21 protein-coding genes are annotated in these 19,791 nt (G+C 72.1%); 10 read left to right on the top strand and 11 right to left on the bottom strand.

Annotated features, from left to right (window positions below; translation table 11 throughout):
- Positions 1 to 14: 14 nt before the first annotated feature.
- On the top strand, positions 15 to 410 hold the full coding sequence (locus ACOOHE_RS16985) for a hypothetical protein (protein ID WP_420455276.1): 396 nt from the start codon (positions 15 to 17) through the stop codon (positions 408 to 410).
- Here the strand turns inward: ACOOHE_RS16985 and ACOOHE_RS16980 are convergent.
- The 11 genes from ACOOHE_RS16980 to ACOOHE_RS16930 form a co-directional block, all read right to left on the bottom strand.
- Positions 407 to 1,108: an alpha/beta hydrolase gene (locus ACOOHE_RS16980; RefSeq protein WP_420455275.1), complete on the bottom strand. Its 702-nt coding sequence runs from the start codon at positions 1,106 to 1,108 to the stop codon at positions 407 to 409. The two genes, ACOOHE_RS16985 and ACOOHE_RS16980, sit on opposite strands and share 4 nt — an antisense overlap.
- The gene (locus ACOOHE_RS16975; protein WP_420455274.1) at positions 1,108 to 1,599 is read right to left on the bottom strand and encodes a copper chaperone PCu(A)C; all 492 of its coding nucleotides are present in this window, start codon (positions 1,597 to 1,599) and stop codon (positions 1,108 to 1,110) included. Before ACOOHE_RS16975 ends, ACOOHE_RS16980 begins: the two co-directional genes overlap by 1 nt.
- Positions 1,600 to 1,611: 12 nt before the next feature.
- Positions 1,612 to 2,193, bottom strand: a complete 582-nt coding sequence (locus ACOOHE_RS16970) for an SCO family protein (RefSeq protein ID WP_420455273.1) — start codon at positions 2,191 to 2,193, stop codon at positions 1,612 to 1,614.
- On the bottom strand, positions 2,190 to 2,780 hold the full coding sequence (locus tag ACOOHE_RS16965) for a DUF2911 domain-containing protein (protein WP_420455272.1): 591 nt from the start codon (positions 2,778 to 2,780) through the stop codon (positions 2,190 to 2,192). Before ACOOHE_RS16965 ends, ACOOHE_RS16970 begins: the two co-directional genes overlap by 4 nt.
- The gene (locus tag ACOOHE_RS16960; protein ID WP_420455271.1) at positions 2,780 to 3,553 is read right to left on the bottom strand and encodes an acetolactate decarboxylase; all 774 of its coding nucleotides are present in this window, start codon (positions 3,551 to 3,553) and stop codon (positions 2,780 to 2,782) included. Before ACOOHE_RS16960 ends, ACOOHE_RS16965 begins: the two co-directional genes overlap by 1 nt.
- Positions 3,550 to 3,990 carry a hypothetical protein gene (locus ACOOHE_RS16955; RefSeq protein ID WP_420455270.1) on the bottom strand — a complete coding sequence of 147 codons (441 nt, stop codon included), beginning with the start codon at positions 3,988 to 3,990 and terminating at the stop codon, positions 3,550 to 3,552. Before ACOOHE_RS16955 ends, ACOOHE_RS16960 begins: the two co-directional genes overlap by 4 nt.
- A 428-nt stretch (positions 3,991 to 4,418) precedes the next feature.
- Complete coding sequence (locus tag ACOOHE_RS16950) at positions 4,419 to 5,348, bottom strand: NAD(P)/FAD-dependent oxidoreductase (protein WP_420455269.1); 930 nt, start codon at positions 5,346 to 5,348, stop codon at positions 4,419 to 4,421.
- A gap of 60 nt (positions 5,349 to 5,408) precedes the next feature.
- Positions 5,409 to 6,341, bottom strand: coding sequence for a ring-cleaving dioxygenase (locus ACOOHE_RS16945; RefSeq protein WP_420455268.1), 933 nt, complete (start codon positions 6,339 to 6,341; stop codon positions 5,409 to 5,411).
- Positions 6,342 to 6,394: 53 nt separating this feature from the next.
- Positions 6,395 to 8,068 carry an FAD-dependent oxidoreductase gene (locus ACOOHE_RS16940; protein WP_420455267.1) on the bottom strand — a complete coding sequence of 558 codons (1,674 nt, stop codon included), beginning with the start codon at positions 8,066 to 8,068 and terminating at the stop codon, positions 6,395 to 6,397.
- A 158-nt stretch (positions 8,069 to 8,226) separates the two neighbouring features.
- Entirely contained in the window at positions 8,227 to 9,267 is a 1,041-nt protein-coding gene (zapE, locus tag ACOOHE_RS16935) for an AFG1/ZapE family ATPase (RefSeq protein ID WP_420455266.1), read from the bottom strand.
- A 125-nt stretch (positions 9,268 to 9,392) separates the two neighbouring features.
- The gene (locus ACOOHE_RS16930; RefSeq protein ID WP_420455265.1) at positions 9,393 to 11,714 is read right to left on the bottom strand and encodes a PIG-L family deacetylase; all 2,322 of its coding nucleotides are present in this window, start codon (positions 11,712 to 11,714) and stop codon (positions 9,393 to 9,395) included.
- 283 nt (positions 11,715 to 11,997) lie between these two features.
- On the opposite strand from ACOOHE_RS16930, the gene ACOOHE_RS16925 reads away from it, so the two are divergent.
- The 9 genes from ACOOHE_RS16925 (at position 11,998) to ACOOHE_RS16885 (ending at position 19,740) form a co-directional block, all read left to right on the top strand.
- Entirely contained in the window at positions 11,998 to 13,080 is a 1,083-nt protein-coding gene (locus ACOOHE_RS16925; RefSeq protein WP_420455264.1) for a M42 family metallopeptidase, read from the top strand.
- A complete protein-coding gene (locus tag ACOOHE_RS16920; protein WP_420455263.1) occupies positions 13,080 to 13,364 on the top strand; it encodes a hypothetical protein in 285 nt (94 codons plus the stop codon). Before ACOOHE_RS16925 ends, ACOOHE_RS16920 begins: the two co-directional genes overlap by 1 nt.
- Position 13,365: 1 nt before the next feature.
- On the top strand, positions 13,366 to 13,644 hold the full coding sequence (locus ACOOHE_RS16915) for a hypothetical protein (protein ID WP_420455262.1): 279 nt from the start codon (positions 13,366 to 13,368) through the stop codon (positions 13,642 to 13,644).
- 525 nt (positions 13,645 to 14,169) lie between these two features.
- The gene (locus tag ACOOHE_RS16910; protein WP_420455261.1) at positions 14,170 to 14,991 is read left to right on the top strand and encodes a bacteriocin fulvocin C-related protein; all 822 of its coding nucleotides are present in this window, start codon (positions 14,170 to 14,172) and stop codon (positions 14,989 to 14,991) included.
- Between the two features lie 901 nt (positions 14,992 to 15,892).
- Positions 15,893 to 16,288 carry a DUF1573 domain-containing protein gene (locus ACOOHE_RS16905; protein ID WP_420455260.1) on the top strand — a complete coding sequence of 132 codons (396 nt, stop codon included), beginning with the start codon at positions 15,893 to 15,895 and terminating at the stop codon, positions 16,286 to 16,288.
- 56 nt (positions 16,289 to 16,344) lie between these two features.
- A complete protein-coding gene (locus tag ACOOHE_RS16900; RefSeq protein WP_420455259.1) occupies positions 16,345 to 16,737 on the top strand; it encodes a hypothetical protein in 393 nt (130 codons plus the stop codon).
- Positions 16,738 to 16,762: 25 nt separating this feature from the next.
- On the top strand, positions 16,763 to 17,362 hold the full coding sequence (locus ACOOHE_RS16895) for an HmuY family protein (RefSeq protein ID WP_420455258.1): 600 nt from the start codon (positions 16,763 to 16,765) through the stop codon (positions 17,360 to 17,362).
- A gap of 74 nt (positions 17,363 to 17,436) precedes the next feature.
- Positions 17,437 to 17,805: a copper-binding protein gene (locus tag ACOOHE_RS16890; protein WP_420455257.1), complete on the top strand. Its 369-nt coding sequence runs from the start codon at positions 17,437 to 17,439 to the stop codon at positions 17,803 to 17,805.
- 57 nt (positions 17,806 to 17,862) lie between these two features.
- The gene (locus ACOOHE_RS16885; RefSeq protein ID WP_420455256.1) at positions 17,863 to 19,740 is read left to right on the top strand and encodes a glycoside hydrolase family 2 protein; all 1,878 of its coding nucleotides are present in this window, start codon (positions 17,863 to 17,865) and stop codon (positions 19,738 to 19,740) included.
- Positions 19,741 to 19,791 lie beyond the last annotated feature (51 nt).

Raw genomic sequence — 19,791 nt, 5'->3', positions numbered from 1 at the left:
CCTCCTCTCACACCATGCCCGACCCAATCACCGTCTCGCTGCAACGTGCCTCCGACAACAGCGTCTACATCCACGCGCCACCGGGACGGGCGCGCCACACAGGGACTGAGGAGACCTTCGAATGGACCGTGGCCCCAAACACGCCCGTCCGGCTCGTCGCGGTCATCCCTCTAGACGACACGATCTTCACGAGCTACCGCCCCGATCCGGTACAAAACAAGATCACGGTGACGGTCGTGAAAGGGAACGACGGGGAGTCAGCCGAGATCGACTATGAACTCTGGTGCCTGACGAGCTCTGGAGAGCTCTGTGAGGCGTACGGCGCACGACCCGCTACTGCGAGGTGCCGAGGGCGGACGGCGGGCTTGACCAGGAGGCAACACCCGCCGCCCAAGGTCATATTTCCCTAACCGGCTTGCCTCTCCTCGGCCACCCCGCCGAGCATCACCCTCACCACGTCGATCTCGTCGCGGTTGACCGTGTGGCCCATGCCCGGGTACACCCGCGCGTCCACCTCGGCGCCGAGGCGGTGGAGTACTTCAGCCGTCCGCTCGACGCGGGTGAGCGGGATGTGCGGATCCACGTCGGAGCAGCCGAGGAATATGGGCACGCCGTCGAGCGAGCCGTCGTAGTCGAACGCCTTCTCGGCGTACGTGCCGCCCATGCCCGAGACGCGCGGCGCGCCGGCTGGCCTGGGGCCCGTTCCGAGCAAACCGCCGCTCAAGGCGAACACGCCGCCCCAGCGGCCGGCGTGGCGCGCGGCCGTCTCCAGCGCCAGGCACGCGCCCTGGCTGAACCCGCCGAGCACGACGCGCGCTCGCGGAGTTCCAGCCGCCTCGGCCTGGGCCACCGCCCGCAGCACGGCCTCAATGCCGCTCGACAGACCGGGCTCGTTGGCTTCCAACGGCGCCAGGAATCTGTGCGGGTACCACGCGCCGCCGGCCGCCTGGGGCGCGAGCCACGCGAGGTCCGGCCGGCCGATCTCGTCCGCCAGGCCCAGGATGCCGCGCGCGCTGTCGCCCCGGCCGTGGAGCAGCACGACGGCGCCGGGGGCGTCGGCGAGAGGCGCACCGGCCGTGACGAGCGGCTGTCCGTCGTGCGGCCCCATCAGAGCCCGCGGACGGGCGCGCGGACCGTCACGGCGCCGCGCCCGGCGAACTCGAGCTCGACGTCGAGCGTGTCGCCGGCCACCAGGTCGCGCTGGAGGTCGAGCAGCATGACGTGGAGGCCGCCTGGTTCGAGCGCGACCGTCTCGCCGGCTGGGACCGTCAGCCCGCCCTCGACCGGGACCATCTCGCTCAGGCCCTCCGCGTTCTCCTGCGTCCGGTGGATCTCGACGCGCCCGGCCGCGTCGGTCCGCGCCGCGACGAGCGTGTCGGCGTCGCCGGTCGGGTTCTCGATCCGGGCGAACATCGCCGAGACGCCGCCGGCCGGGGCCGCGCGGGCGTAGGGCTCGGACAGCCCGAAGGCGGTGGCCGAGGCGTCGAGGGCGAACGGGTCCGAATCTGGGAGGACTTGGTCGTCGACGGCCGTCGGCTCGGGGTCGCCGGCGCAGGCGGCCAGGGCGAGCGTGAGGGCGAGGAGAGAGAGCGTGCGCATGGAGAACGGGGGTCAGAGGAGGGCGCGGACGTCTTCGGCGACCATCTCGGGCGGGGCCGCGCTCCCGCCGTAGGTCTCGACGACGCGGCCGTCCTGGTCGATCAGCAAGGCCTTGTCGGTGTGGCTGAGCGCGTAGTACACGCGGCCGTCGGCGAAGGTGTCCCGGCGCGACTCCTCGACGCGGATGCCGAGCCGGTCCATCAGCCGGCCCACGGTCGCCGAGTCGCCCGTCGCGAGCCGCCAGCCCGGCCCGATCTCCCACGTCTCGGCGTAGCGCCGCAGCGCCGCCGGCGTGTCGCGCGCCGGGTCGAACGTGAGCGCGACGAACTGGACGCGGTCGGCGTCGGGCCCGAGCGCCTGGCGCACCTTCTGGGTCTGGGCCATCGTCATCGGGCAGACGTCGGGGCAGTTCGTGTACACGGCCGTGACGTAGGCGACGCGCCCGTCGAGGGCGGCGGGAAACGCGAACGCGGTCGAGTCCTGGTTGACCAAGGCCACGTCGAGATCGGTCAGGTCGTCCTCGGGCGCGAGGTGGTCGGGGCGCCCGCCGCACGCGGTGAGGGTGAGCGCGAGGAGCGGAATCAAGCGTGTCATCGGTCGGCGCGGGCGAAGGGGAACGAGGCCGAGCGGTCGGCCCAGGCCAGCGTGAGCGCCGAGCCGTCGTCGGCGAACGCCCACGTCAGGCCCTCGACCGGCTCCGCCAGCGCGACGGGCGCGACGGTCGCCGTGGCGAGGTCGAGCGCGGCGTCGTACTCGTCGGCGAGGTGCATCCCCAACGCCGTGTTGACGTGGAGCGTCCAGACGCCCGGCGCCGGCGTGACGAACAGGGAGTAGGCGCCGGCCTCGACGCGCGTCCCGCCGATCACGAGCGGGACCGTCGTCACGAGCTCGGTGGCGCGGTGGGCGCCGGCGGCCCACACGTCGCCGTCGGCCACCAGCCCGCCCCACACGACGCGGCCCCGAGCGTACGGCTTCCCGTGGACGACCGACACGTAGCCGCCGTCGGCGAACCGGAGCCCGGCCCGGCCGACGGCGCTCCCCGGCGGCGGGTCGGCCTCGTCGACGCGCAGGCCGGTCACGACGAACGTCTCGGCGACGGACGCCGTGTCGGACGGAGCCGAGTGGCGGTGCTGGGCCTGGGCCGCGCCGGCGAGCACGAGCGAGAGGAGGAGCGTGCGCATCATCGGGGGAGGTGGAGCGTGGCGCCGGCCGCGACGCGGATCCCGTCGACGTGGCCCGACGCCGAGCGGTCGGACAGGCGGGCGTGGAGGTGGGTCCGCTCGCCGCGGTGCGTGAACACGCCCTGGCCGGCCGTCCCGCCCCAGAACCCGACGACGTCGACGCCCACGTCGGCCGCCGAGAACATCGCCTTGACTCGGTCGTGCGCCGCGTGCGAGTGGGGCGCGTCGTCGGTCTTGTTGAGGACGTGGTAAACCAGCGTGTCGGCGTGGCCCTCGATCCGGAACGGGAACGCCCCGTCGAGGTCGAGCCCGGCTCGGGTCGCCGCGTCCTCGACGAACGCCTCGACGTCGGCCAGCCCGTCCAGGTCCCGCGTCACCGGGACCGGCCGCCAGTCCGTGGCGCTCGCGTAGACCAGGAACGCGGCCCGATGCCCGAACGACTCGTCGACGGCGACGCGGCCGTCCGCCACGGTCGAGATCGACGGGACGCCGTCGTAGACCGTGACCTCGCCCCGCAACCCCTCGACCGGGCCGATGGCGTACAGGCCGGGCACGTGCGCCAGCGAGTCCAGCGCCGCGCGGGCGCTCAGGTCGCCGTCCCGCATCACCCGCATCTGGGTGCCCGCCGTGCGGACCCAGAAGCCGGTCTCGGCGGACGCCCGGTCGGCGCCGGCCCCCTCCGGCTCGGGCCCGAGGCGGGCGGGGTCGTGTTGGGCGAGCGCGGGGCCAACGGTCAGGGCCGCGGCCGCAGCCACGGTGAGGAGGCGGGTCATGGGTGGAGAGAGGCTTGTAGGCGGAAAGAGGCCGCGTCGGTTTGGCGAATCCCGTCCGGGCCGTGCCACACCAGGCGCCAGCCGTCGGGGCCAGCGGCAAGATCGGCTTGGTCGCCATCGACGCGCGTCGTCCTCGGGTCCTCGACCGCGAACACGGCCTGGCCGCCGACCGTCGTGGCCCGGACCTGGTCGAGCGGGGACGGGACGGCCAGCGGTGAGGGTTCGCCGAAGGAGGCGCCGCGGTCGGTCGAAACCGCGCGCCAGATCCCGGCCCGGTCCGGGGCGCCCGTCGCCCACGCGACGTGGACGGCGGCGCCGGCGTCGGTCGTCACAGCCGGGCCCGAGTGCGGGCGCCCGTCGATGGCCCACCCGTCGCGGTGAACGCGGGCGGGCGCGCCGAACGTGGCGCCGCCGTCGTCGCACCGGGCCAGCGCCATGTCGCGCTCGCCGCCGTCGAAGAGGTGCCGCCACGCCGCGCAGGACGGAACGGCCTACGCGACCGCGAGCGCCGTCCGGCAGCACTGGCACGTCCCGCCGGCGACGACGACCGGGTCGGCGAACGGCCGCCGTCGGCCGAGCGGGCCAGCACGAGCTGGGTCCCGGGCTCGCCCGACGCCGCCGCGTGGTGGGGCTCGCCGTCGCGGACGAGGCGGATCGGGGCGTGGTGCCCGGCACTCGCCGTCTCGGGGTGCGATTGGCGCCAGCGGTCCCGGGCGGTCCCGTCGAGCCACGCGACCACGACCGCCCCGTCGGGCCCAGCGGCCAGGTTGTGGAACGTGTGGCCGGTCGGGAAGCCCGCGTCCCCAGGGTTATCGCATGCTCGTCTCCAGCGTCCTCGCGAGCGGGATGCGACACATCCTGGGCGTCAGCGGACACCGGGCCGGTGGGTCTGGTCCTCCGCGTCGGCGTGGGCGAGCGCGTGGTTGAGCATCGCCCCGGCCGTCGACCCCTGGGCCGCGGCCGAGGCCACCGACTGGAGGGGCGTGGTGAGGTCGCCGGCCGCCCACACGCCGGGCACCGACGTCCGGCCCATCGTCGCGGCGACGTGGCCGGTCTCGGTCGTCTCGCAGCCGAGCGCGGCGGCGAGCCCGCTCGCCTCGCGCTGGGGCGGGCTGAGGAGCAGCCCGCCTCGCTCGACCTCGGTCCCGTCCGCGAAGCGGACCGCCCGGAGCTGGTCGCCGTCGCCCACCAGCTCCGCGACCGGCGCCTCCACCGTCTCGGCGCCGAGCGCGTCCAGCGTCGCCTGGCCCTCGGCGCCGACCTCGCTCGGCCCGTCCGTCAGCAGGACCACGTCGTCGGACCAGGCCCGGAGCAGGACTACGCGGTCGGCCGCGTCCGGCCCGTTCATGGCGACGGCCAGCGGGCGCTCGCGGACCTCCCAGCCGTGGCAGTACGGGCAGTGGAAGACGGTGCCGCCCCACAGCTCGCGCACGCCGGGCCACTCCGGCAACTCGTCCACGACGCCGGTCGCGAGCACGACCTGCCGAGCCGCCACCTCGGCGCCGTCGTCGAGCGCGACCACGAACGCCTCCTCCGCCCCCTCGACCCCGACCGCCCGGCCTTCGCGGACCTCGGCGTTGGGGTACGCCGCGAGGTCGGCCCGGGCCATTCGGAGCAGGTCGAGCGGCGGCGTCCCGTCGCGCGTGAACACGTTGTGGGCGGCGGGCGCGGGCGCGTTGCGCGGGGGGCCGCCGTCGAGCACCAGGACGCGGCGGCGCGAGCGGCCGAGCAGGACGGCGGCCGACAGACCGGCCGTGCCCGCGCCGATGATGACGGCGTCGTAGGGAGAAGGCATCGGCTCGGAGGGGGAGAGTCCCGGAGACGCCTCCGCCCTGGCGCGCGCTTACGTCTGGGCTCAGTACGGGAGGTCCAGCGGCGCCAGCCGGGCCTCGATGGCGGCCCGCTGCGGCTCGTACTGCGGCGGCAACTGGAGCGACCGCCCGAGCGACTCGGCGGGTTCGTCCACGGCGAACCCAGGCCCGTCCGTCGCGATCTCGAACAGGATGCCGCCGGGCTCGCGCGTGTACACCGAGCGGAAGTACTGGCGGTCGATCTGGGGCGTCGGTCGCAGGCCCATCGACAGCAGCGTCTCCCTCGCCTCGAGCTCCGCGTCGTCGTCGGGCGCGCGGAAGGCGACGTGGTGGACGGTCCCGATGCCCATCCGCCCGGCCTGCATCTGGGGCCCGCAGAACAGGTCGACGAACTCGGCCCGGTCGGCGCGCGGGTTGACGAGCCGCAGGCGGTCGCCGTCCTGGCCGTGCTCGGCGTAGCCGTAGGCCTCCGTCAGCACGTGTGCCGTCGCGTCCGGGTCGTACGAGCACAGCGTGACGCTGTGGAACGCACCGAGGGCCATCGACTCCGGAACCGGCCCCCCGGCCCACTGCCCGCTGGCGTCGTCGGTCTCGATCAGCTCGATCACCAGCCCGTCCGGGTCGCGGAGCGTCAAGACGTTCTGGCCGAACCGGGCCGTCGGCGGGGCCACCTGGAGGGCGGCGCCGGGGAGCCGGTCGAGCCACTGCGACAGCGCGCCCGGGGCCACCGCGTAGGCCGTCGCCGTCGCCTGCCCCGCGCCGACGCGGCCTCGCATCCCGTCGGAGGGCCACGGGAAGAAGGTCAGGACCGAGCCCGGCCGCGCGTCGCCGTCGGCGTAGTAGAGGTGGGTTGTGCCGGGGTCGTCGAAGTTGACGGTCTGCTTGACGAGCCTCAGCCCCAGCGTCCCGGCGTAGGTGTCGACGTTGGCCTGGGCGGGACCGCAGATGGCGGTGACGTGGTGGAGGCCGGAAATCATGGGGGATGGGTAAAGGGGGAAGGGTGATGGGCTCTTCAAGCATCACCCTTCACTCATAACTCAGACAGGTGCTGATGCACAAACGCGACGGCCACCGAGCCCTCGCCGACGGCCGAGGCCACGCGCTTGACCGACTCGGCGCGGACGTCGCCGGCCACGAACACGCCGGGCACGCTCGTCTCTAAGAGGAACGGGGCCCGTTCAAGCGGCCACTCCGCCAGGTCGGCCTCGGTCAGGTCGGGCCCGGTGCGGACGAACCCGCGCCGGTCGCGGGCGACGGCGTCGGGCAGCCACCCGGTGTGGGGCGCCGCGCCGATGAAGACGAACAGGAAGCTCGTCTCGACGACCTCGGCCTCGCCCGTCGCGCAGTCCGTGAGCGTGACGTGTTGGAGATGGCCGTCGCCGTCGAGCGCCGTCGCCTCGGTGGTCAGGCGGACGTCGATGCGGGGGTGCGCCTCGATCCGGTCGACGAGGTACTGGCTCATGCTCTTGGCCAGACTGTCGCCCCGCACGACGACGGTCACGCGGTCGGCGTAGTCGGCAAAGTGAAGGGCGCCCTGGCCGGCCGAGTTGCCGGCGCCGATAACCAGGACGTGCTCGCCGGCGCAGCCCATCGCCTCGGTCATCGCGGCGCCGTAGTAGACGCCGCGGCCCTCGAACTCGGCCGCGCCGTCGGCGGGCAGCTTGCGCCAGTCGACGCCGGTCGCCAGCATGAGCGCGTGGCACGAGAGCTCGCGGCCGTCGTCCAACGTCAGGATCTTGTACGGGCCGTCCATGCGGACGCTCGACACCTCGACCGGGGCCAGGATCTCGACCCCGAACCGCTCGGCCTGGGCCACGCCGCGCCGCGCCAGGTCGGCGCCGGAGAGCCCGGCGGGGAACCCGAGGTAGTTCTCGATCCGCGACGACGTGCCGGCCTGGCCGCCTGGCGCCTGCCGCTCCAAGAGCACCGTCTTGAGCCCCTCGCTCGCGCCGTAGACGGCCGACGCCAGCCCGGCCGGCCCCCCGCCGACGATGGCGAGGTCGTAGAACTCGCGCTCGGCGTCTTGGCGGAGCCCGATTCGGGCGGCCACCTCGCGCGGCTCCGGCGCCTCCAGCCGCGACCCGTCCTCCAGGATCACGAGCGGGAGCGCGGCTCCGCCGGCGAGCGCGCGGGCGTCGTCGTCGCGCTCGACGTCCTCGAACCGGTACGGCACGTTGTTGCGCGAGAGGAAGTCGCGGAGCCGGTGGCCCTCGGCGCTCCACCGGTCGCCGAGCACGCGCAGGCCGCCGTAGCCGGGCCGGTAGGCCCCGCGCCAGTCCGCCAGCAGGTCGTCGAGCGTCGGGTAGAGGCCGGCCTCGGGCGGGTCCCAGGGCTTGAGGAGGTAGTAGTCGACGCGGCTGTCGTTGATGGCCGAGATGGCGGCGTCGGTGTCGGCGTAGGCCGTGAGCAGGACTCGTTTGGTGCGCGGCGTCACGGCCGCGACCTCGGCGAGCAGGCCGACCCCGTCGAGCCCGGGCATCCGCTGATCCGAGAGGACGAGGGCGACCGGCTCGCTCCGGCCGACCAGCTCGCGGACGGCAGCGATGGCCTCGGCCCCGGTGTCGGCGCGGAGCACGCGGTACCGGTCGCCGTAGCGGCGGCGGACGTCGCGGGCCACGGCCCGGAGCACCTCGGGGTCATCGTCGACGCAGACGATGGCGGGGTTCTTGGCCCCGGAGGGCCGGGAGGAGGACACGTCGGCCATGGGGGAGGGAGGTCGGGCCGGGTGGACGCCGCCCCGCGCGCCGGGTTCGTGGGGGCGGCTCGCCGCGCTCGCGGTTGGGGGTCGGGCGAGGGCACGGCACGCCGTGTCCCTACGGGTGCCTCGACGGGAGCGCCGAGGTGGGGCACCGGCACACCGACTTACCGACGCACCGACTCGCCGACGTGCTCGACCTCGGCCAGCGCGGTCAGCCGGCTCGTGGTCCGGGTAAACTTCTCCGCGATGGCCGCCTCGACGCCGCGCCGTCCATCGGCCGCGAACCAGTCGGCGGGGGTCGTGGCCGAGGTGAAGAACAGGGTCGGCGGGTCGGGCAGGCCGTAGAGGTCGTCGGCGACGCGGAGCAGGCGGAGCGCGGCGTCGGTGTCCGTCACGTCGATGCCGTCGATGAACAGGGCGCGGGCGGAGGCCAGCTCGCGCGTCAGCCGCGTCCGCTCGACCTCGGTCGTCAAGCGGACGAGCTCGTCGAACGCGAGCCACTGCTTGGGCTCGGGCGCGGCTTCGAACGCCCGGCGCATGGCGGCTCGCGCCGTCTGGGCATCGCCGACCCAGGCGCGGCCCTCCTTCTCCAACCCCTGCCGGAAGTCGTCGCCGCCGACGAACACGACGTGGTACTGGCGCTCGAACTCCTCCGAGATAAACCGCTCCAGCCGCTCGCGTCCCTGGCGGGCCGAGACGAAGTTCTCCGGCTCGGCGTTCGACGTCGCCGCGAGCGTCACGCCGCGCTCGCGGAGCGCCTTCAGCACGGCGATCAGGCGGACCTCCCCGGCCGGGTCGTCCAGCTCGACCTCGTCGAGGCACAGCACGCGGGCGGCCTCCGCGATCCGATCCGCGTAGACCTCCGGCGGCTCGACGGCCCGCAGCAGCGCCGACGAGTGCGTGTAGGCGCAGGCCACCGGTTTCGCCCCGTCGTCCGGCGACGCGAGCGCGTGCCAGATCGACGCCAGCAGGTGCGTCTTCCCCGTCCCCACCGGCCCGACGAGGTAGAGCCCGCCCCGGAGCCCGTCGTCGCGCTGGAACAGCCGCATCCACGACGGACGCCCGTACCGGACGCGCGCCAGCCGGACGAACCGCCGGGCTTTGTCGCGGGCCTCGGCCTGGCCGTTGGTCTGAGGGACGTAGCTGTCGAGCCGGGCGTCGTCGTAGCGGGCCGGCGGGCGGAGGGCGTCGGGCGAGTGGAGCATTGATCGGTTTCCGTCGGACCGTATCGGAGAGGATGCGTGATTCGTGATCCTCCATAGGAAAAGTCACGCATCACGAATCACGGATCCGCCGGTCTGGAGTCTCCACACCTGCCGCGAGTCCACGACTACCGGGCCCCCACCGCGCCGCGGCCGTCGACCAGCGGGAGCGAGACCAGGTTGGCGAAGGCCCGCCACGCGCCCGGGTTGAGCGCCGCGAGCTGGCGGTACCACACCAGCGGCGAGTAGACGTAGGTCCCCGCGCCGACCTCGGCGAGCAGCAACCCCGTGGTCAACGGCGCCTCGCCGGGGTCGCCGACCGACACCAGGCGCTGGTAGCGGGCGTCGACCTCGGAGGGGAAGTACAGGCCGCGCTCCTGGACCCAGCCGTCCCAGTCGGCCGCCGTCAGGGCGTGGGGCGAGGTGAAGAGCGGGTGGTCCGGGTCGAGGAGCGTCACCGGCGCGTCCTCCATCGTCACGCGGTCGCGGCCGAGCGCCAGCGGATACGGCGCCAGCCCGCCGTCGGCGTTCCACTCGAACGACTTGTGGTAGCCGACGACGAGGTGGCCGCCGCGCTCGACCCAGGCGAGCAGCCGGTCGCGGTGGGCGACCAAGTCGGGCCGCTCCAGCAGCGCCCGGATGTCGACGACGATCGTCTGGAGACCGGCGAAGTCGCCGGCGTCGAGGGCCGTGCTGTCCAGGTCGACCACGTCGGCGCCCATCACCGCGAGCGCGTCGGCCATCGTGCCATCGTAGCTCCGCACGAAGCCGACGCGCAGGCCAGGCGCGGCGGCCACGTCGGGCAGCACGGCCGCTGGCCGCTCGACGATGAACCACGGGAGCCCGCAGCCGGTCGTCCGCGCCGAGGCCTGGACGCGGTAGGCGCCCGGCGCGGCAGCCTGTCCTGAGCCCGCCGAAGGATCCTCCAGGTCGACGGCGAACACGGCCCGGCCGTCGCTCGCGGCGACGGGCCGGACGGCGAACGTGACGGCCGCGTCGCCGCGGTAGACCGTCAGCCCGACGTCGACCGTGTCGCGGACCGCGTCGTAGACCGTGACCTCGACCGGGATCTCGTTGCGGCCCGGCACGAGTCGGATCGGGTCCGGCGCCAGGTCGACCGTCGCGGGCGGGACGATCTGGACCGGCAGCCGCCCGCCGGCGACCAGCGCTCCGGCCACGTCGCGGACGGCGTAGAGCAGCGGGGCCGAGCCGCCCTCGGTCCGGTACTGGGCGCGGTAGGCCGGCGCCGTCGGCGTGGTGCCGGAGGGGACGGGGACGCGCAGGCGGCCGTCGCCGGCCGTGGCCGTCACGGGCTCGGCCGCGAACAGCCCGCGCGCCGGGGCGCCCGGCGGCGGCAGGACGGTCAGCGTGTGGCCGGCCGGGAGCGCCGCGAGGTCCACGTAGACCGACTGGCTCGGGACGACGGTCGGCGACGACACCGCGAGGTCGAGCGACCGGAGCCGCCCGCTGTCGACGAGCGTGGCGAGGTCGAGGGCGTCGGCGGCCGGGTTCGGCGCGAGCCCGGCGGCCAGGTCGGTGGCCCCGGCCGGCAGCGACGGGACGCCCTCGGCCGACGCGAGCAGGTGGAACGTCGTCGTCTCGCGCCGGAAGCGGGGGGCGAACACGTCGAACCCCTGGCTCACGTGTTGGCTCGCCGCGGCCACGGCCCGGTCGGCACACGGCTCGGCCGGGCGGACGGGCGTCGCCGCGCAGACGTCGCCGACGGGCACCGTCACGTCGATGGCGTCCGGGTCGGCGTTGCGCCACCCGCCGACGCGGACGAACAGGCGCGACGGCTGCCACAGGTCGACGCCCTCCGCCACGAGCTGCTCGGGGTGGAAGTCCGGGTCGGCCGCGAGCGAGAACGCCTCGAGCGCCGCGAGCCCGACGGCCTGGTGGTGGCCGTGCTGAGCGCTGGGCCCGGCCGTCGTCGTGTCGTGGTTGGTGAACAGGACGTCGGGCTTGAACCGGCGGACGAGCGCGACGACGTCGGCGACGAGCGCGTCGTGGCCGGCGTCGGCGTCGAGCGCGGCGGGGTCGACGGTCTCCCAAAACCCGGTCCTCGGGGCGCTCCACTGCGAGAACGTCTCCCGAGCGTGCTTCGAGTAGCCGAAGTCGTAGCGGTTGAGGTAGACGACGCGCGTGCCCAGGATCCGGGCGGCGGCCTCGGTCTCGGCCGTCCGGATGGCGCCGAGCCGCTCGTAGAGGTCGGGCCCGGCCTCGTTCTGGCCGCCCTCGCCGCGTGTGGCGACGACGGAGTAGACGACGGCGTCTTGGTGGCCGCGGTAATACGCCATCGTGAGCCCGTCCTCGTCGTCGGGGTGGGCCGCGAGGTTCATCACCACGAGCGGCCGGTCGGGCAGGTCGAGGGCCGGCGGCGGCGTGCTCTGGCACGCGCCCGGGGCGGCCAGGACGAGGACGGCCGCGAGGGCTGGGACGAGTCGGAGCATCGGGTCAGAGGCGTTTGGCGGAACGTACCGCCGGGCACGGTCCGGCGATCCCGGGGGCGTCGCGGGGTCACCGACGGCGTCCCCTCTCCCCGTGGGAGAGGGACAGGGTGAGGGGCGATCTGTGCAGGCGGGGGGCCCCGAGAGGGCGTGGCACGCCACGCCCCTACGGCCGGCCAGGCGTCGCCTTTCGCCCGTTTGCCGTTCCTCGTCCCCCGTTCCCGCCCGCCCCTCGAAACCCCGCCGGGGGCCTGGCGCGTTGGCGGCTCCCCCCGACGCCCCACGCATGCCGATCACCGACGACGACCGCGCCTTCCTCTTCGACCTCCTCCGCACGCCCTCGCCGACCGGGTTCGAGGCGCCCGGCCAGCGGCTCTGGGCCGCCCGCGCCAACGGCCGCGCCGACCGCGTCGAGAGCGACGCCTACGGCAACGCCTGGGCCGTCCGCGAGGGCCGGAAGAACGCGCCGACGGTCCTGCTCGAAGCCCACGCCGACGAGATCGGCTTCGCCATCAAGTACGTCACAGACGACGGGTTCCTCCGGGTCGACCGGATCGGCGGGAGCGACCACGTGATCGCCCGGGCCCGCCGGTTGGTGTTCTTGGGGTCGAAGGGGGCCGTCCCCGGGATCTTGGGCAACACGGCCATCCACCTCCGCGACCGGGACAAGGACGAGAAGGCGCCCAAGGTCGAGGAGCTGTTCGTCGACGTCGGCGCGTCGTCGCCCGAGGAGGTCGCCGCCCTCGGCCTCCGCGTGGGCCACCCGGCCGTCTACGCCGCCGCGGCCGAGATGCTGACCGACCGGCTCGTCACCGGCCGCGCGCTCGACAACCGGTTGGGCGGGTTCGTGCTCACACAAGTGCTGGGCGAGCTGGCGTCCGGCAAAAAGCACGCGGCGACCGTCACGGCGCTCAACGCGGTCCAGGAGGAGATCGGCGGGAACGGGGCCAAGATGGCGGCCCACGCCATCCGCCCGGACCTCGCCGTGGTCTTGGACGTGACGCACGCGACGGACTCGCCGGGCATCGAGAAGGCCAAGCACGGCGAGGTCAAGCTGGGCCAGGGGCCGACCGTCACGCACGGGACCGTCAACCACCCGGCCGTCGTCGCGCGACTCGTCGAGGTGGCCCAAGCCGAGGGGGTCCCGCTCCAGCACGAGTCGTCGAGCCGGTACTCGGGCACCGACACCGACGTCATCTTCACGTCCCGCGCCGGCATCCCGAGCGCGCTCGTCTCGATCCCGATGCGCTACATGCACTCGACCGTCGAGACCGTTGACCTGGCCGACGTCGAGCACACCGTCGCGCTCTTGGCCGCATTCGCCCGCTCCGTCCGCGCCGACGACACGTTCCGCACGGCCGTCTTGTGATGCCCGAGCGCTCCCCCGAGATCACGCCCCGCTGCCTCAAGTGCGGCTCGGACGCCATGGTCCCGGACGTCCGTGTCATCGACCGCGGCGAGTCGGATATGCGGAAGACGGCCGAGCTCGGGCTCGCCACGAAGCCTGGCGCGCTCCTGTTCAAGGGCGAGGTCCGCAGCGAGACCCGCGCACTCGTCTGCGGCGACTGCGGGTTCGTCGAGGTCTACGCCGCCGACCCGCACCGGCTCTGGGACGCCCACATCGACCGGACCGCGCGCGAGTTCGACCGCTGACATGCCCGAGACCGACCCGGCCCTCTCGCCCCGCTGCACGCGCTGCGGCTCCGACGCGCTCATCCCCGACGCCTTCGTCTACGCCGAGGGCTATGGCGCCAGCAAGCTGTCGGTCGGCGTGAACAAGAGGCCGGAGGCCATGATGATGAAGCAGCCCGTCCGCACCGACCTCCAGGTCCGGGTGTGCGGCGACTGCGGGTTCGTCGAGGCCCAGGCGGACGACTTCCGCGCGCTGTGGGAGGCCTACGTCGAGCGGCTCTCGCGCGAGTTCGGACGGTGACGCCGCGCGGGTCGCTCCGCCAGCGGGGCAGGGTTCTCGCAACCTCGCTCCTGACGACCTCGGTGTGTCCTGCGGTTCCCTCTCCCGCCAGAGGGTGGAGAGGGTGAGGGGCGCGGCCACCTCGGTGCCCGGTCTGCCTCCCCCTCCCGCGCGCCGAGCAGGTCCGCGTGTTCAACTTCAGTCCCGAGAACTGTGGCGTGCTCACCTGAACTCAGACTGGACGCTGGCCGGCCGTCTGCTAAGACATGCTGGAACTGAGGCAGGTCGTCACGGCTGAGGACGTCATGGCACAGATCGTCCCTGGCCTCTACTCCGGTAGTACCTGAGTACTAAGGGGGGGGGGGGGGCAGTCCCGCATCGATTGGGAATGTGAGAGGATGATGAGACATGTGTATCGACATATACTTGAACGCTCGGAAACCTCGATCCAGGGTGTCCCTTACCTAGATGCCCGTTGGGACGGGGTCAGACCGTTTCTCTCACTGGATGAGCCGTTCGTCGGCCTCCACCAGACCCACTTACCCCATGAAGTTTAGGCATTCCATCGCGTTCTTGTTCGCTGCCCTTGTTTTTGGAGCATGTGATCAACAGGCTAGCACCTCCGTTCCCACGACTGCGGCCGTCCAGGCTGTGGAGACCATTGAGAATCCTGTCGAACGGAAGTTGGCCTTCACTATGCTGACCGCCGACGAGAAAGAGTTGCTTTGGACGAGTAGAGTGAGCGACATCGCTTCGTCCAGTTTCTTGACTCCGGCGCAGAGGGGCATCATTCGGGAACTGGAGACGTTTGTAGAATCTCACGGCGAGTGGGGCGAACAGCTCGAGGGGAGACGCCTCGAACGTATCCAGACGTTCGAGGACGAGTGGCTTCGTCGTGCTAGAGAAGTGTTCTCCGACGAGCAGATTCGGGCCATCGCGTATGACACGCGAACGGTAAACACCCTCACCGACAGCCTCACGAACCGCCCGCCAATGACGACAACGTCGAAGACGAACGGTCTCCCCAAATCCCCTTTGGCTAACACGCAGGCCAACAGTAGCTCCGGCTGTATCTGCAGCATTGGGTCGTCCTTCACATGCGGGTATTACGATTGTTCGATTGGTTATGGTGGAGAGTGTGTTTACAAATTTGGAACCTGCGAACAGAGCTACAACTGCATCAATCCATCAGGAGCGGGGTGTGGCTTCTTGGGTATGTACGTATGCGACGGTGGTAGGTGCACCCAGGGCGGTGGTGGCGGCGGCGGCGGCGGCGGCGGAGGTGGTGGCGGAGGTGGAGGGGGCGAGGGTCCGTGTTGGTACAATCCAGGCCTCCCTGGATGCGAGCGGGAGCCGGTCACACAGTAAGTCCTCGTGTGGGGAGGTACGCACAGCCTCCCCACGCGCAGGGTCCGACGCTTTCCATCTTTGTCATGCTCAACGAACTCGTCACTCGAAGTCGCGTCCTCTTGGTCGCAACGGCAGTTGTCCTCGCCTTCAGTTCAGAAGTGAGGGCTCAGTATGCACCACTCGATACACTCTCCACGCTCTTCGTGGATCTCGTACACTCTACGGATGGGACGCCACTCGAAGGTGTTGTCCTCAGGGTTACTCCTGGTGGGATCGGCCCAGATCAGTCTAGGGACCTGTGGACGCTTGAAAAGACCTCGGCCGCTTCAGGCCGAGCCATCTTCGCGGGTCTACCCTCTGGCCAGTACACGATTACAACGCACCTTCCTCGAACCCCCGATCTGGCCTTCTCGGTGACTCTGCCCCCGGGAACGGGTGCGCAGGTCGAGATTCCCCTCGACCCGGCACCTGCCGTTCGTCTTGAGGGTGTCGCAGTCGAGGCTGATCGGTTTCAGGCCGAACTCGAGGCAAGTGGATTCTACCGTCGCTCCCAGACTGCTCGCGGTTGGCACTACAACCGCACCGCTATCCTCGGCACGAACCCGAATCGGACCTCCGACTTCCTAGATTGGGTGCCCAAAGTTCGACTTCAGCGGCCACTGGGGGGGCTCGAAATCGTGACCGATGGGTTTCGCTCGTGCCACTACAGTATCTGGGTGGACGGCCTCCTCGTCCAGTCCGAGTCCCGGGCCGGTCCCCCTTTCGACATCGATGCTCTCGACGTGCAAGACATCATCGGGGTCGAAGTGTATGACAAGCGATCAGAAGTGCCTCACGAATTCAGGAGTGGCCGCTGCGGCGCCCTCCTCATCTGGACTCTCACTCAGCCCTCCCTACCATGACCCCCGCTCATCGCCGCTTGCTCCTAGCCATTGCAGTCACCGCTGTGCTCGCTGTTCCTGTCCTGCTATCGGGCGCGGGTCCCAAGATGGCCGCTAGCGTAGTCCCGACGGAGAGCTACCAGAATCTGACGTTTGACGGGGCGCTCGACTCCAACATGGTGTCGGTCGGAGTTCTGAACTCGGGAGACGTCGCGTTGGAGATCTCCGATGTCCGTACATCTTGCGGAATGCGAGTCCTCGACGGGCCGGACCACACGGTCGAGCCGGGGCAGACGGCGACAATCAACATCGTCGTGCCTAAGCCTCCGGACTACTCTGACGGTCGGGAGCATACCGTGACCGAGCACGTAGTACTGAGGACGAACGCCCCGAGCGTATTCGCTGTTATACCCGTTCGTGGGTCATACAGATAGGAGTGGGGGCCAACGCCCGCACCCTAGACTATTTCTCGAACCTTCCTTCTCCTATCATGCGCCTTCCTGCCCTTCTTCTCGCCCTTGCGACCCTCGCCGGATGCTCGACGGGCGCGCAGACCATCAGCTACGACGAGTTTTCCGCCCTCCCGCGCGCCGAGCAAGTCCGTGTCTTTAACGAGATCGAGCCCGAGAACCGGGCCGCGCTCGTCCGGACTCAGGCCGAACGCTGGCTGGACATCTATCGAGACCGGCTCAACCCGGAGGAAGTCGCCGCGGCCGAGGACGTCATCGCGCAGATCGTCCCGGACCTCTACGACGGCGCGCCCCAGTCCGACCGGGCGGAGGCCCTGAAGGAACAGGCTCTCTCGACGCTCCCCCTCGAGTTCGTGCGACTGGCGTTCGCTGAGCCCGGGGCGACCCCGCCACCGGCCAGTCGGCAAGACTAGCTTGGCGGCTCCTTCCACGCCGCCCATGCCCCGACCGCTCCTGCTTGCCGTCGCCGTCGCCGTTCTGAGCGCGTGCGGGTCGAGCCCGATGGACGCCGAGCCGTTCCAGGGGACCGAGGCCGGGATCGACGCCAGCGGGCCGGGGTTCACCCTCGTCTCGCTCCGCAACCTCGCGCCCGACTCGGCCGCGGTCTCGCCCCTCGTCCCGGCCGGCGACTCGGCCACGACGCGGTGGGACCTCGCGCTCCGCGGGACCGAGATCCTGCTCAACGGCGGGTCGAGCGGGCTCGGCGCCGGCGTGGGCGTCGTGCTCGACGTGCCGTTCGGGGCCGTCGACGACGCGCTCGTCGACACGGTCTCGTACCGCCGCGACGGCGAGTCGCCGTGCCCGTCGGGGCCGCCCCGGGCGGTCTGCACCGGGCCGAGCAACGGCCTGTTCGAGACGCGGACGGGGGCGGACGGGAGCGAGGTCGTCGTCCCCATCCCGGGGCGGACGCTCCTCCTCCGCCTGGGCGACGGCCAGGGCTACGCCAAGGTGGCCGTCGAGAGCTTCGACGACGGCGTCTACACGATCCGCTACGCCGTCAACCCGGACGGGTCGTCGTTTTTGTCAGACGACGGGTAGGACAGCCTGGGCATCCGGGGTGGGGGAGAACCGGGCGGAGCGCGGGGCGTCCACGGCGGCCCCCCCGGACCCTCATGCGCCTCTTCCTCCTGGCCGGCCTCGCGGCGATTGTTGCCTGTAACGACGTGCCTGCCGACGCCAACGACCCGGCCACGCTCGTCGTCCGCGCGGTTTACGTCCAGTCGATGTACGGGGGCGAGGCCATGCTGGTAAACCACGAGGCCATTCCAGGGCGGATGCCGGCCATGCAGATGGCGCTCCGCGTGTACACGCCGGCCCTGCTCGACAGCCTGACCGAGGGGGCCCGCGTCGCGCTCACGCTCGACAGCGCGTCGCTCGAAGTCGTCAGCGTCGAGACGCTGCCGTTCGAGACGGTCCTCGATCTCGACCCCGGCGACGGCAACGGGCGGGGCGGCATCGTGCTGCCGTCGCTGGACGAGTAGCCGGTGGCGCTGGCGCGGAGCCTGAGCCATCTTCCCGTCCCTCCGTTGCCGCCGCCCATGTCACCGATCCCGCTTGCGGGGCGCCCGCTCGCCCTCGCCGCCCTCCTCGCCCTGTCCGCCAGCGCGCAGCCCGGGCCGTTGACCGTCGAGGCCGGGTCGGCCCCGCTGATCACCAACGTCGGCGTGCGCGAGACGACGTCGCTCCACGGGTCGTGGGCCGCCGTCGTGGACCCGTACGAGACGGGCTACCGCAACATCCTGACGCTCGAGCCGATGGACCCGGCCCGGCGCGACATGTACGGCAACGACGCCCGCGTCACGGACCCGACGGACCGGCTCGAATACCACTACCCGACCTCGCGCCGCCTCCACGTTCCGGGCGACTGGAACACGCAGGCGCCTGACCTCTTCCTCTACGAGGGGACCGTCTGGTACCAGCGCGAGGTCGAGGACCCCCGGACCGACGCCGACCGCGCGGCCGGCCGCCGCGTGTTCTTGCACGTCGGCGGGGCCAACTACGAGACGCTGGGCTGGCTCGGGGGGGCGCCGCTCGGCGGCCACGAGGGCGGGTTCACGCCGTTCCAGTTCGAGCTCACCGACGCGCTCACCGGCGGCCCGCAGTCGCTCGTGCTCAAGGTGCACAACCGCCGCCGCCGCGACGCCGTGCCGACGCTGGCGACGGACTGGTGGAACTACGGCGGGCTCACGCGCGACGTGGCGCTGGTCGAGGTGCCGGCCACGTTCATTCGGGACACGTTCGTTCAACTCGATTCGGAGGCGCCGGACGAGATCGCCGGCTGGGTCCAGCTCGACGGCGCCCGCGCGGCCGGCGCGACGGTCCGCATCACCGTCGACGGCCGGTCCGCCACGGCCACGGCGAGCGCCGACGGTCGCGCGGCGTTCCGGCTCGACGCATCCGGCCTGCGCCGGTGGAGCCCGGACGACCCGCACCGCCACGCCGTCGAGGTCGTGGCCGAGGCCGGGGGCGACCGCCTCGACCGGACGGCCGAGCGGATCGGCTTCCGTACCGTCGAGACGCGGGGGACCGAGATCCTGCTCAACGGCGAGCCCATCTTCCTGCGCGGCATCTCGATGCACGAGGAGCGGCCCGGCGGCGGACGCGCGTTCGCGCCCGAGCACGCGGCGACGCTGTTCGGCTGGGCGCGCGAGATGAACGCCAACTTCGTCCGCCTGGCCCACTACCCGCACAACGCGCACACGGTCGAGCTGGCCGACAGCCTGGGCATCCTGTTGTGGGCCGAGGTCCCGGTCTACTGGGCCATCGACTGGGAGAACCCGGCGACGTACGCCCGCGCCGAGCGCCAGCTCACCGAGCTCGTCACGCGCGACAAGAACCGGGCGGCCGTCGTCCTGTGGAGCGTGGCGAATGAGACGCCCCAGACCGACGCCCGGCTCGCGTTCCTGCGCGGGCTGATCGGGACCGTCCGCGATCTCGACCCGACGCGGCTCGTCACGGCCGCCCTCTTCAAGGAGACCCGCGGCGACACGGTCGTCGTGGACGACCCGCTCGCGGCCGACCTCGACGTTCAGGGCGTCAACGAGTACGTCGGGTGGTACGAGGGCAAGCCGGCCCGGGCGGATGAGTTGACGTGGCGGCTGGCGTACGACAAGCCCCTCGTGGTGTCGGAGTTCGGCGGCGGCGCGCTGGCGGGCTTGCGCGGTGACCGAGACGAGGTGTGGACCGAGGACCACCAGCGGTTCCTCTACGAGCGCCAGGTGGCCATGCTGTCCCGCATCGACGGGCTGGCCGGCACGAGCCCGTGGATCCTGATGGACTTCCGCTCGCCGCGCCGTCCGCTCCCCGGCATTCAGGACTTCTGGAACCGGAAGGGGGTCGTGTCGCCCGAGGGCCACCGCAAGCTGGCGTTCGACGTGATGCGCCAGTGGTACGGGGAGATCCGGGATCGGCGGTAGAGGAGGGGGGAGTATGGGGGTATGGGAGTGGAACCCCCTCCTCCCACACCC

It is taken from the genome of Rubrivirga sp., assembly GCF_965213695.1.
In the GTDB taxonomy this organism is placed as follows: domain Bacteria; phylum Bacteroidota; class Rhodothermia; order Rhodothermales; family Rubricoccaceae; genus Rubrivirga.
The sequence above is the reverse complement of the archived record's forward strand: the minus strand, read 5'-3'. Positions and strand labels throughout refer to the sequence as shown.